The sequence below is a fragment of the Sphaerisporangium dianthi genome (assembly GCF_042654065.1).
Lineage (GTDB): Bacteria > Actinomycetota > Actinomycetes > Streptosporangiales > Streptosporangiaceae > Sphaerisporangium > Sphaerisporangium dianthi.
In genome coordinates, this window is sequence record NZ_JBHSFP010000016.1 from 64,099 (window position 1) to 75,758 (window position 11,660).

Below are 11,660 nucleotides of genomic sequence, written 5' to 3' on the forward strand. Positions count from 1 at the left end.
GGCCTGGAACAGAACCCCCTTCCGAGCCCGGGACGGACGCGCGTCCGCGCGCGGCGGCGGGGCGGGGAGTCCGCTGCCGTTCTCGTTCGGATCCGGGCTCGGGAGCGGTGGCCGGGGGGGTCATGGAACCTGGACCCTACCGGTCACCATCAGAAGGGATACCGGGCGATGTCACCCTGCATGGTCACCCACTGGGTGTCGGTGAACGCCTCGACGTTCGCCCTGGTGCCGCCGAACCTCGACCCCGTGCCGGAGGCGCCGACGCCGCCGAACGGCGCCACCGCCTCGTCGTCCACCGTCTGGTCGTTGATGTGGACGATGCCTGTGGGGATGAGGTCGGCGAGCTCCAGCCCTTTCATGGCGTCCCGCGTCAGGATGCCCAGCGACAGGCCGTACTCGCTGTCGGCGGCCAGCGACGCCGCCTCCTCCAGGGACGAGAACGGCATGACCGGGGCGACCGGGCCGAACACCTCCTCGCAGAACGCCGGCGCGGACGTCGTCAGGTCCGTGAGCACGGTCGGACGGTAGAACAGTCCCTCGTAGGTGCCTCCCGCCGCCAGCCGCGCGCCGCCGTCGACGCTGCCGGTGACCAGCTGGTGGACCTTGTCCCGCTGGCGCTGGTCGATGAGCGGGCCCAGGGCGACCTCCTGCGTCGCCGGGTCGCCCACCGGCATGTGGTCGGCCTTGGCCGCGAGCCGCTCGACGTACTCGTCCTTGATCGACGCATGGACGAGGTGACGTCCCGCGGTCATGCAGATCTGGCCCTGGTGGAAGAAGGAGCCCCACGCGCCGGCCGAGACGGCGAGGTCGAGGTCGGCGTCGGGCAGGACGATCAGCGCGGAGTTGCCGCCGAGCTCCAGGTGGACGCGCTTGAGGTGCCTGGCGGCCAGCTCGCCCACCTTGCGTCCCGCGGCCGTGGAGCCGGTGAAGGAGACGACCCGGACGCGGGGGTCGGCGACCAGCGCCTCACCGGTGTCCGCGCCGCCGGGCAGCATGTGCAGGACGCCCGCGGGCAGGCCGGCCTCCTCGAAGACGCGGGCGATGGCGACGCCGCCGCAGACGGCGGTGCGCGGGTCGGGCTTGAACACGACCGCGTTGCCGAGGGCGAGCGCCGGGGCGACCGACCTGATGCCGAGGATCAGCGGCGCGTTGAACGGCGCGATCACGCCCACCACTCCCACCGGTACGCGCCGGGCGAGGCTGAGGCGCTTCTTCGCGGTCGGCAGGATCTCGCCGGGAGGCTGGGAGGCCAGCGCGGCGGCCTCGTAGCACTCCTGCGCGGCGACGTAGGTCTCGAAGCCGGCCTTCCCCGGGATGGAGCCGGACTCGCGGACGAGCCAGTGCTGGATGTCGGCGGCGTGCTCCTCGAACAGTCGGCCGGCCCGGCGCAGGACGGCCGCGCGCTCCTCGAACGAGGCGGCGGCCCACGCGCGCTGCGCCGTGGCGGCCTGCGCGGCGGCCACGGCGATGTCGGCCGGGCCGGCCACGCCGGCCCGGCCGATCTCGCCTCCCGTGGCGGGCTCGATGACGGGCGCGTCACCGGCCTGGGACACCGCCCATCCGTTGCCGCCGTAGACCGATCCGGACCAGATCTTGGGGTCGAGGAAATCCATGGTCAACGCCCTTTCCGTGGTGCTTTGGTGCTGTGGTGCTGGGTGCCGTGGCGGCTCGGCTACCGGCTCGCCGCGCCGCGAGCGCGACGGGCGGGGGTGGGGGCGACGGGACGGACGCGAGCGGAGCGGCGCATGAACACTCCCGGAGGGATATGCGAGGCGACAGCTGTTCGTTGAGCGAACGAAGGTTCTGTTGAAGAACGTGTCCGTGCAAGCTATCCCCGGGACAAGAGCGCGTCAACGCCCAGGAAACACGGGTGCCACTGGTCCTTTGACCGTCTCGTCGTGCCCGCATAGCGTTCCTGAGAAGACATCCGTTCGAGGAACGAACACCCACCTCGGACCGCTCGCACCCTGCCTGTGCGCATCACGCACGGTCACCTGATCGCCTGCTGGTATAACGGTCACCGCGAGAGGGGACCCGAACATGGCGGAGGAGTACGTCCAGTCGCTGGCCCGCGGGCTGGCGGTCATCCGCGCCTTCGACGCCGCGAACCCCGAGCTCACGCTGAGCGAGGTGGCCCGCTCCACGGGGCTCACCCGCGCCGCCGCGCGCAGGTTCCTGCTCACGCTGGTCGAACTGGGATACGTCCGCACCGACGGCCGACTGTTCTCGCTGTCCCCCCGGGTGCTCGAACTCGGGTACGCGTACCTGTCCAGCCTCTCGCTGCCCGAGGTCGCCCTCCCCCACCTGGAACGGCTGGTCGCCGAGGTCCACGAGTCCGCCTCGGTGTCCGTGCTCGACGCCTCCGACATCGTGTACGTGGCCCGCGTGCCGACCACCCGCATCATGCGGGTCACCATCAGCATCGGCACGCGCTTCCCGGCTCACTGCACCTCGATGGGCCGGGTGCTGCTGGCCTGGCTGCCGCCGGACGCCCTGGAGGCGTACTACGCCACCGCCGGCCTCGAACGGCGCACCGCCCGCACGATCACCTCCCGCGAGGCGCTCACGGCCGAGCTCGAACGGGTGCGAGCGCAAGGATGGGCCATGGTCGACCAGGAGCTCGAGGAGGGCCTGCGCTCGATCGCCGCGCCCATCCGCGACCGCGCCGGACAGGTCGTCGCGGCCGTGAACCTGTCCTCACACGCCAGCCGCACCTCCGTCGAGTCCGCCCGCCGCGACCTGCTGCCCTCGCTGCTGGCCACCGCCGCCCGTGTCGAGGCCGACCTGCACACCACCGCCGGCCCCCACCGCACCGCCCTACCGGCCACCTGACAGGCCGTCGATCCCGACCTCGCCACGCCCGGCGCGTCGACGCTCCCGACCCGCCTCATCCGCTGCGGCTCATGGAGTTCCCTCGCCCCTGACTCCGTTCACCCACCCTTGACCCCGGCCAGGAACGCCCGCCACTCCGCAGCCGCCACCACCACGACCGGCCCCGCGAACACCTTGCTGTCCCTGACTCCCACCGTCCCGGCCGGGTCCGTGGCGATCTCTACGCAAGATCCTCCGTCCGAACCAGATCTCGACGACTTCCGCCACACCGCCCCGCTCCAGTCCATCGCTCCATCTCCTTCTTTATGATTTCCAAGCTCAGGTGCTGGGGAAGCGCCTCTACCCGCAAGGCGTCGTACCGGTGGGTGACCGATCGCACTATGTCGGGTTCGTCGGTCACCTTGCCCTGTATAGAAGACTCCGCCCATACGGTTGTCCAGTGTCCCGGGAGCTCCGTTATGACGAAGGCGCTCAGCAGCCCGCACGTTGATGAGGCGGAATAGGGCAGTATCTGGATTCTCACCTTCGGACGCTCGGCCAGCTCCAGCACATAGGCCAACTGCTCGCACATCACCTTCGGCCCGCCGATGGGTCGGTGCAGTACCCCCTCATCGATCACGGCCCACAGGATCGGAGGTTCGGCCTTCGAGAGCACGGACTTACGCTGAAGTCGTGTAGTGAGGCGTTGCTCCAACATCTCGGGCGTGATTCCCGGCTCTCCAGCGAGCACGTGACGCGCATAGTCCTCGGTCTGCATGAGGCCGAAGAAGAGAAGCGGATCCCAGGTCCGCAGGGCCGTCGCTTCCTGTTCGGCTTCCAGGCCGTGGCGGAACCACGGGGGAGCGGCATCCTTCCACCTGTCGGCCATGAGCCATATCTCGGTGAGGACGCCGTCGAGCTCGAAGATCTCATCACATCGCCGCGCGAAAGCCTTCTCCGGCTTCCGCGCCGCCCGCTCCACCATTCCCACCATGCTGGCCGAGAACATGACCTTGTTCGCTAACTGCTTCTGCGTGAGATTCGCCGCCAATCGGTGCCGGCGCACTTCATAGCCGAAACGGGCCAATGGCGAAGTTTCTGGGTTCAACTCGACCGGTAGCGGCATGACCTACCTACCTTCCGACGTCGCACCTGTGATGCACCAGACCGTGTGTTCAAAGTGCAATCAGTTGACTCCACACGGTAATCAAACGTGGCCAATCCTGGAGGGGAAATCGATAGATGGCATAGGGAGTCCCACAAACTTTGCGGGACCGCACGTGTCACCTCGACGGCGAAAACGAGGTTCGCAATGGCGGCGGAAGATGTACTCGGGTCTTTGTGGTCCCTGGACCTGGTGGGGACGGAGGCGTCCGTGCCGGTGGCGCGGGCGTTCGTACGGGCGACGCTGGGGGGCGAACATCCCGCCCTGGACGACGTGACCCTGCTCGCGTCGGAACTGGCGACGAACGCCGTCGTCCACTCCGATTCGCGACACGGCGGGTTCATCAGCATCACGCTGGCGCAGCGGGACCAGACCGTCCGGCTGACGGTCAGGGACGCCGGCGCGGACACGCGGCCCGTCGTCTCCGACGACCTCTCCGGGGAGGGCGGGCGCGGACTGTTCCTCGTGCGGCGGCTCTCCCAGTGCTGGGGAGTCGACGAGGAGGCCGGCGGCCGGGCCGTCTGGTGCGAGGTCAAGTTCTGACGCCAGGCGAGTCCGGGGGCTCAGCGGGCCGGTACGGGGTTCAGCGGGTGGACTCGGCCTGGATGAGCATGCGCTTGAGGAGTGCGATCAGGACGTCCTGCTCGTCCTGGCCCAGCGGGTGGACCATGCCGTCCTCGGCGGTGCCGCGAATCTCCATGGCGGCGTACCAGCGGGCGTGCCCTTGTTCGGTGAGCTCGACGTCGACGCGACGGCGGTCCTCGACGCTGCGCAGCCTGCGTACCAGGCCGGCGTTCTCCAGGGTCTCGAGGCGTCCGGTCATGCCGGCCGGCGAGACCATCAGCTCGGCGGCCAGCTCGGACGGCGTCGCCCGATAAGGGGCGCCCCGGGCCACGAGGCGGTGCATGGTCTCGAACTCGAACCCCTGCAGGCCCACCTCGGCCAGCGCGCGGTCCTTGGCGTGCGCGACGTGGCGGGCCAGCAGCTGGATGCGCGTGATGATCGCCTCGACCCGTTCGTCGAACGGCGCCTTGTCGCGCCATCGCGCCAGATGCCGATCGACGGAGTCGTCCATCCCGCCAGTATGCTACGCCGGCAAGTATTTCGTTGACAAATGATTAGCTAGCGAAATAAGTTCTCGGCCCATGAGCGCCCCTGTACGCCGCCTGCTGGCCGGGCGGACGATCGCGGCCCTGGCGACCGCGCTGATCCCGACGACGCTGACCCTCGCGGTCGTCCGCGCCACCGGCTCCGCCGGCGACCTCGGGCTCGTCCTCGCCTGCGAGATGATCCCGCTGCTGCTCCTGCTCCCCGTCGCGGGGGTGGTCGCCGACCGCTTCCCGCCGCAGCGGGTCGTCCTCGCGGCCGACCTGGTGCGTGGCGCGGCTCAGCTCGGCGTCGCGGCCGAACTGCTCGCGGGCGTGGTGCGCATCCCGGACATCGCGGCGCTGTCGGCGATCACCGGCGCGGGGCTGGCCCTCGGGACTCCCGCGGTGCGCACGCTCGTCGCGGCCGTGGTGGCGGAGCCCGAGCGGCTGCGCGTGAACGCCCGCATCGGCGTGGCCGGAGGGATCGCCCAGGTGGCGGCCCCCGCCACGGCGGGCGCGCTCGTCCTCGCCCTCGGGCCGGGCTGGTCCTCGCTGCTCACCGGCGGGCTGTTCGCCGTCTCCGCACTGACGCTCGGCGGGCTGCGACCCGCCCGCGCCGTCCGGCGAGGCCCGCGCGGCTCGTTCCTCGCCGACCTTCGCGAGGGATGGGCGGAGACCCGCCGCCACCCGTGGTTCCTGGCCAGCGTGCTCGGTCACGGAGTGTGGCACCTGGCCGCCGGCTTCCTGCTGACCCTCGGCCCGCTGATCGCCGTACGCCATCTCGGCGGCGAGGCCTCGTGGGTGCTCATCACCCAGCTCGGCACCGTCGGCCTGCTGGTGGGCGTCTACGCCGCGCCCCGGCTGCCGGTCCGCCGTCCGCTCGCGGTCGTCGCGGCCGGCGCGGCCGCCTACGCGCTCCCCATGGCGGCCTTCGGCGCGGCGATGCCGCTGGCTGTGGTCGCCGGGGCGTACTGCGCCGCCATGTTCGGCCTCGGCGTGCTGACCCCGCTGTGGGAGACGTCGTTGCAGCAGCGCATCCCGGAGGAGGCCCTCGGCCGGGTGGGAGCGTTCGACGGGCTCATCTCGTTCGCCGCCCGGCCGCTGGGACTGGCCGTCGCCGCGCCGGTCGCGGCGGTGACGGGCACGGCGGCGCCGCTGCTCGCCGGGGCGGTCCTGGTCGCCGCCGCCAACCTCGCCGTGCTCGCGCTGCCGGACGTACGGCGGTCTCCGGCCCGGGCGTCCGCCGGCCAGGCTGCGGCGGATTTGACTTCACCATGAGGTGCCTTCTTCTCCACGAGGGTGTCCGAATCCGGACATGTCGACAACCGGCGGTCTTCGCCTCCCGTCTCCCCTGAGTCACTTCACTCACACGAGGAGCCACGTTGCGCGCCCGCCTTCTACTCGCCGGGGCCTTGGCCGCCTGCGGCCTGGTCGTTCCCTCGCTCCCCGCCGACGCCGCCGCCGCTCCGCATGGGGCCGTCGCCGCGAAGGTCAAGGCGGTGGTCGACGGGGACACCTTCGACATCATCTACAAGGGCAGGACGCTCCGCGTTCGCCTGCTGGACGTCAACGCGCCGAACAAGGGCCAGTGCTGGGCCGCGGCCGCGACCGCGCGCGCCGCGACGCTGCTCCCCGCCGGGAGCACCGTCCGCCTGCTCCGGGACAAGACCGCGCGGGACTCCGCCGGCCGCTTCCTCTTCTACGCCTGGAACAGCGGAGGGACGTTCGTCAACCGCAACCTTGTCCGTTATGGGTATGCCAAGGCGGGCCAGATGGGGGTGAACGCGAAGTACATCAAGCCGCTCCGCGAGGACCAGGCCGCGGCCAAGGCCGCCCGGCTGCGCATCTGGTCGGGCCGGTGCGGCGGCGGTTCCCAGCAGACACCGGAGCCGACCCCGAAGCCCACGCCCAAGCCGACAAAGAAGCCGGCCCCGAAGCCCACCCCCAAGCCGACGCCTCCGCCGTCGGGGAACGACCGGAGGTTCAGCACCTGCGCCGAGGCCAACCGGAACGGCTACGGCCCGTACTACCGCGACACTGACCCCGAGTACTACTGGTACCAGGACCGCGACGGCGACGGCGTCGTCTGCGAACGGTAGCTCCCGCGCGACGCGATGGCGGGCCGGTGCTCGACCTCGCCGGCGGAGCGGACCGCCCCTGGCCGACCGGCGCGGGATGACCCCGCACGGACACCAAGGACTCCCCGCGAGGGCAGCCGGCGGCTGACCGGCTCGCAGGAATCTTCCCGCAGCGGTCACGTACTGAGATCGTGGGCCATCGCCGGTTGACTTCACCCTAAGTTGAAGTCTCAGACTGCCACCGACGAGGGCCGTCACGTGAACAAAGGATGGCAGCGATGCGTGCTGTGCGAGTTGAGCGGTTCGGTGGGCCGGAGGTGCTGGAAACGGCCGAGGCGCCCGATCCGGTGGCGAGGCCGGGGCAGGTCGTGATCGAGGTGGCGGTGGCCGACACCTTGTTCGTCGAGACGCAGATCAGAGCGGGGGCGGCCCGGCAGTGGTTCGCGGTCGAGCCGCCGTACGTGCCGGGCGGGGCGGTGGCCGGACGGGTGGGGGCCGTGGGCGAGGGGGCGGACGCCTCTTGGGCCGGCCGGACGGTCGTGGCCTACACCCCGAACGCCCAGGGTGGGTACGCCGAGCGGGTGGCCGTCCCGGCGGAGTCGCTGATCCCGGTGCCGGAAGGGCTGGAGCCCGAGCGGGCGGCGGCCCTCATGCACGACGGCGTGACAGGGTTCGGGGTGTTCGACGCGGCTGAGGTCAAGCCGGGCGACTGGGTGCTCGTGACGGCGGCGGCCGGCGGCATGGGCGTCATGCTCGTCCAACTGGCGCGCGCGGCCGGGGCGCGGGTGGCCGCGGCGGCCCGTGGCGAGCGCAAGCTCGACCTCGCCCGGCGGCTGGGCGCCGACCTGGCCGTCGACTACACCGAGCCCGGTTGGGCCGAGCGCGTGCGCGAGGCGACCGGCGGCGCGGGCCCGGACGTGGTGTTCGAGGGGGCGGGCGGCGAGATCGGCCGGGCGGCGTTCGCGATCGCGGCACCGGGCGCCCGCTACTCGGCACACGGCGCGCCGAGCGGCGGCTTCAGCCCGATCGACCCGGCGGAGGCCGGCCGGCGCCGGATCACCGTACGCGGCATCCAGGACGTGCAGTTCAGCATGGCCGAGCGTCAGCGGCTCGCCGCGCGCGCCCTGGCGGAGGCGGCGGCAGGCCGGCTTCGGCCGGTCATCGGACGCACCTTTCCCCTTGACCGGGCCGCCCAGGCGCACGCGGCGATCGAGGCACGGGAGATCCTCGGCAAGGCCCTGCTGCTGGTCTGAGCTTCCCGTAGGAATCTTCCCGCAGCGGTCTTCCCGCCGGGACGGGGCCGGAGGTCGGCGGGGTAGCGTGATTTGGTGACGCGAGGAAACGGGGGCTCGCGATGTCCGACTTCCAGGAAGTCATGAGCGAGATGATCGACGCGGTCAACGCGCACGATCTCAAGGAGCTGACACACTGCTACGCCGAGGATGCGCTCTATCTGTCGCCCAGCGGCAAAGGGGAAGGGCCGGAGGAGATCGTCTCCTTCTGGGCCCTCTTCCTGGACGCGTTCCCTGATCTGCGCTTGACGCCGTGGAGCAAGTTCACCCATGGGGACACCGTGGTCATGGAGTGGATCCTCACCGGGACGCACACGGGGCCCTTTCTCATGCCGGACGGCGAGGTGATCGAGGCGACCGGCCGGGGGGTGACCATCCGCGGGTGCAGCAGCCGCGTCTTCGAGAACGGCCTGGTCACCATGCACTGCATCTACTACGACCAGCTGGAGCTTCTCATCCAGCTCGGCGCCCGCCTCGTCCTGCCTGAGCACCGGTGAGCCGTCCCAGCGCGGCGCCCGGGCGGAGATCCGGAGCCGGTCGCGCCGAGCCCCGCCACCACGATCATCAGCGGCCGGCGGGGAGGCCGGCAGCCTGAGGCCGGAGGTAAGGGGCCAGGGCGAGGGCTGCCAGGGTGCCGGCGGCGCCGATGACCGCGATGGCCAGATGCGCGGGGACCAGTCCGGCGATCGCCCCCGCCAGCGCCGCGCCGAGCCCCTGGGTGGTCATCTGGCCGGAGGTGAACAGCCCGAACGCCTGGCCGAGCACGTCCGGCGGCACCGCGTCGACGAACCGTCGCTGCAGTCCGAGGTTGTAGGCCAGGCACACCCCCGTCAGCACGGCGAGCGCGAGGCACCAGGCGAGCGAGGGCCGGGCGGCGAACCCGGCCATCGGCGCCCCGGCCGCCACCGCGAGCGGGAGCGAGAGGCGCTCCCGCAGGGCGGGCGCGGCGAATCTGCCGACGACGAAGTCCCCGAGCGCCATCCCGACCGCGAACGCCGCGAGCACCAGGCCCGCCTGGGACGGCGCGCCGCGCTCGCTGAGATAGGGGACGACCAGCGCCTCGGCCCCGGCCACGAACATCAGCGGGACCCAGTTGCAAAGCAGCAGCCCGCGGACGCGCCGGTCGGCCAGCAGCCGGCGGTTGACCAGCAACGACGCCCGCACCGGATTCCCGGCCACCGTCTCACCACCACCGGCCGCGGCCCTGCCGCCACCGGCCACCGTCTCACCACCACCGGCCGCCGTACTGTCACCGCGGGTCTCCGCCTCGCCGCGGGCGGCCGTCCCGGATCGTCCTCGGCGTGAACCGGCTTCCGCAACTTCCCGCGAGGGGCCGCCGGCGCCGCTGACGGCCGCGCGCGGGGGGCGGTCGGGCAGGCCCAGCCTCAGGATGAGGGCGCTCGCGGCGGAAAGCGCGGCGGTGATCAGCAGCGCTCCACCGGGCCCGGTCAGGGACAGCGCGGCGCCGCCGACGGCGAGGCCGCCGATCTGCGCGCCGGCCGAGGTGACGGTGAGCACCGAGCGGCCGAGCACGAACGCGTCGCCGGGAAGCAGTTCCGGCAGCGTGGCGGTGCGCGCCGCGCCGAAGACCGGGTTGAGCGTCCCGGTCGCCACGACCAGCAGCAGCATCGCCCACACCGGCAGCCCGGCGAATCCGAGGAGCAGGCAGACGGCGACGCGGACCAGCTCCCCGGCGATCATCAGCCGCCGGGGCCGTATCCGGTCGGCCAGCGAGAGCAGGAAGGTCCCGCCGATCACGTACGGCAGGAACCCGCTCATGTAGGCGAGCGCGGACAACCCGGCCGAGCCGGTGCGCCCGTACACCAGCGCGGCGAACGCCAGCATCTTGACCGAGTCCCCGGCCACCAGCAGCGTGAAGCTCCCGAACAGCACCCGGAACTCGGGGACGGCGAACACCTCGCCGAACGTGGCCTGTCGCGCGTGATCTGTCTGGGTCACCCCGCACCTCCCGCGACGATGCTCGGGGGGCGCGGCCATCGATGGCTAAGCTTTCGGAAATAAGCGAAAGGTCGAGGGACGTGAGGCCGGCAGAGAGAGGGTGGGCGACATGGGGCGGGTGATCCGTATCGAGGTGAGCCCGCAGGACATCATGACCAGCCGGTTCGCCGTCTCCCGGCTGATCGACACGATGCACGCCCTGTGGCTGCTCTCCGGCCGCCAGGAGGCCGGCGTCCACCGCTCGTGGGTCGAGCGGAACCGGCCCGCCTACGAGCGGCTGCGGGAAGACCTTCCCGCGCTGTCGGCGCTGGTGCCGCTGTTCCGGCATGGCGAGTACAACGCCGACTTCATCGCTCCGCCCCCCGCCGGGGTGAACGTCGCCTTCGAGGACGAGCTGGCGGTGATGCGCGCCACGCCCCTCGCCCAGGCCCGGGAGGAGATCACGAGGAACCTGCGCGGCGGCCCCCCGCCGCCCCGGGACGTCCTGGCCGTCCTCGACCGGCCCGACATCGTCGACCTGCTCGCCGACGTGCTGCGTGCCACGTGGCAGGAGATCGTCGCGCCCGGCTGGCCCCGGTTCCAGGCGATCCTCGAGCGCGACGTCGCGCACCGGGCGGGGCGGCTCGCGGCCTACGGGTGGGCGGCGGCGCTCGACGACCTCAACCCGCGGGTGCGCTGGCAGGCCGACGACGGTCCCGGTCACATCGCGGTGCGCATGGAGACCGGCAGGGACGACGAGCGGCACCGGCTCGGCGGCCGGGGGCTGCTGTTCGTCCCGAGCGTCTTCGGGGCGGGAGTGGGGGCGTACCTGGAGGAGGCCTGGCCGTACGCGCTGGTCTACCAGGCCAGGGGCATCGCCGCCGAGCACCTGGCGCCGCGGGGACTCACCCGGCTCATCGGCGCCACCCGCACGGCGATCCTGCTGCGTCTGCCGGCCACCACGACGCAGCTCGCCGCCCTGCTCGACATGAGCGTCGGCGGGACCGGCGACCATGTGGCGGCCCTCCGCGAGGCGGGGCTGATCACCGGCACCCGGGTGGGCCGGTCGGTCCTGTACCACCGCACCCCGCTCGGCGACGCACTGTCCGAGGGCGGCTGACCGCCCTCTCCTCTTCCTCGGTCCTGTTGTCGGTACCCGGAAGGCCGACCGGCGGTCCCGGGCCTCGTCCGGGTGCTGGAAGAGCCGGACCGGCACGCCACAAAGCCACTTGCGGCGAGGGCGCATGGCGGCCTGCGGCAGGGAATTGTCGTGGCGGCGCACTAGCGT

Annotated in this window: 12 protein-coding genes; 7 read left to right on the forward strand and 5 right to left on the reverse strand. The window is 72.0% G+C overall.

The features are described from left to right. Window positions 1-149: 149 nt before the first annotated feature. A complete protein-coding gene (locus tag ACFO60_RS22490) occupies window positions 150-1,613 on the reverse strand; it encodes a benzaldehyde dehydrogenase (RefSeq protein ID WP_380843353.1) in 1,464 nt (487 codons plus the stop codon). A 427-nt stretch (window positions 1,614-2,040) separates the two neighbouring features. Here ACFO60_RS22490 and ACFO60_RS22495 point away from each other — a divergent pair, with 427 nt between their 5' ends. Then, entirely contained in the window at window positions 2,041-2,832 is a 792-nt protein-coding gene (locus ACFO60_RS22495; RefSeq protein WP_380843118.1) for an IclR family transcriptional regulator, read from the forward strand. 98 nt (window positions 2,833-2,930) lie between these two features. On the opposite strand, the gene ACFO60_RS22500 is transcribed toward ACFO60_RS22495, so the two are convergent. Both ACFO60_RS22500 and ACFO60_RS22505 read right to left on the reverse strand, forming a co-directional pair. Beyond that, window positions 2,931-3,119 (reverse strand): DUF397 domain-containing protein, encoded by a 189-nt coding sequence (locus tag ACFO60_RS22500; RefSeq protein WP_380843120.1) that lies wholly within the window; start codon window positions 3,117-3,119, stop codon window positions 2,931-2,933. Continuing rightward, window positions 3,053-3,937, reverse strand: a complete 885-nt coding sequence (locus ACFO60_RS22505; RefSeq protein ID WP_380843122.1) for a helix-turn-helix domain-containing protein — start codon at window positions 3,935-3,937, stop codon at window positions 3,053-3,055. The genes ACFO60_RS22500 and ACFO60_RS22505 overlap by 67 nt, the downstream gene beginning before the upstream one ends. A gap of 186 nt (window positions 3,938-4,123) precedes the next feature. Between ACFO60_RS22505 and ACFO60_RS22510 the strand changes: the two genes are divergently transcribed. Further along, a complete protein-coding gene (locus tag ACFO60_RS22510) occupies window positions 4,124-4,519 on the forward strand; it encodes an ATP-binding protein (protein WP_380843124.1) in 396 nt (131 codons plus the stop codon). Between the two features lie 40 nt (window positions 4,520-4,559). On the opposite strand, the gene ACFO60_RS22515 is transcribed toward ACFO60_RS22510, so the two are convergent. Continuing rightward, window positions 4,560-5,051, reverse strand: a complete 492-nt coding sequence (locus ACFO60_RS22515; protein ID WP_380843125.1) for a MarR family winged helix-turn-helix transcriptional regulator — start codon at window positions 5,049-5,051, stop codon at window positions 4,560-4,562. A 70-nt stretch (window positions 5,052-5,121) separates the two neighbouring features. Here ACFO60_RS22515 and ACFO60_RS22520 point away from each other — a divergent pair, with 70 nt between their 5' ends. The 4 genes from ACFO60_RS22520 (at window position 5,122) to ACFO60_RS22535 (ending at window position 8,931) form a co-directional block, all read left to right on the forward strand. Beyond that, window positions 5,122-6,342 (forward strand): MFS transporter, encoded by a 1,221-nt coding sequence (locus tag ACFO60_RS22520; RefSeq protein ID WP_380843127.1) that lies wholly within the window; start codon window positions 5,122-5,124, stop codon window positions 6,340-6,342. A 104-nt stretch (window positions 6,343-6,446) separates the two neighbouring features. After that, a complete protein-coding gene (locus ACFO60_RS22525) occupies window positions 6,447-7,163 on the forward strand; it encodes a thermonuclease family protein (RefSeq protein WP_380843129.1) in 717 nt (238 codons plus the stop codon). A 257-nt stretch (window positions 7,164-7,420) separates the two neighbouring features. Then, window positions 7,421-8,395: a zinc-binding dehydrogenase gene (locus ACFO60_RS22530; RefSeq protein ID WP_380843131.1), complete on the forward strand. Its 975-nt coding sequence runs from the start codon at window positions 7,421-7,423 to the stop codon at window positions 8,393-8,395. A 122-nt stretch (window positions 8,396-8,517) separates the two neighbouring features. After that, entirely contained in the window at window positions 8,518-8,931 is a 414-nt protein-coding gene (locus ACFO60_RS22535; protein ID WP_380843133.1) for an ester cyclase, read from the forward strand. 67 nt (window positions 8,932-8,998) lie between these two features. Here the strand turns inward: ACFO60_RS22535 and ACFO60_RS22540 are convergent, their stop codons facing one another. Continuing rightward, window positions 8,999-10,393 carry an MFS transporter gene (locus ACFO60_RS22540; RefSeq protein WP_380843135.1) on the reverse strand — a complete coding sequence of 465 codons (1,395 nt, stop codon included), beginning with the start codon at window positions 10,391-10,393 and terminating at the stop codon, window positions 8,999-9,001. A 109-nt stretch (window positions 10,394-10,502) separates the two neighbouring features. Between ACFO60_RS22540 and ACFO60_RS22545 the strand changes: the two genes are divergently transcribed. Next, window positions 10,503-11,492, forward strand: coding sequence for an ArsR/SmtB family transcription factor (locus ACFO60_RS22545; protein WP_380843137.1), 990 nt, complete (start codon window positions 10,503-10,505; stop codon window positions 11,490-11,492). Window positions 11,493-11,660: the final 168 nt, after the last annotated feature.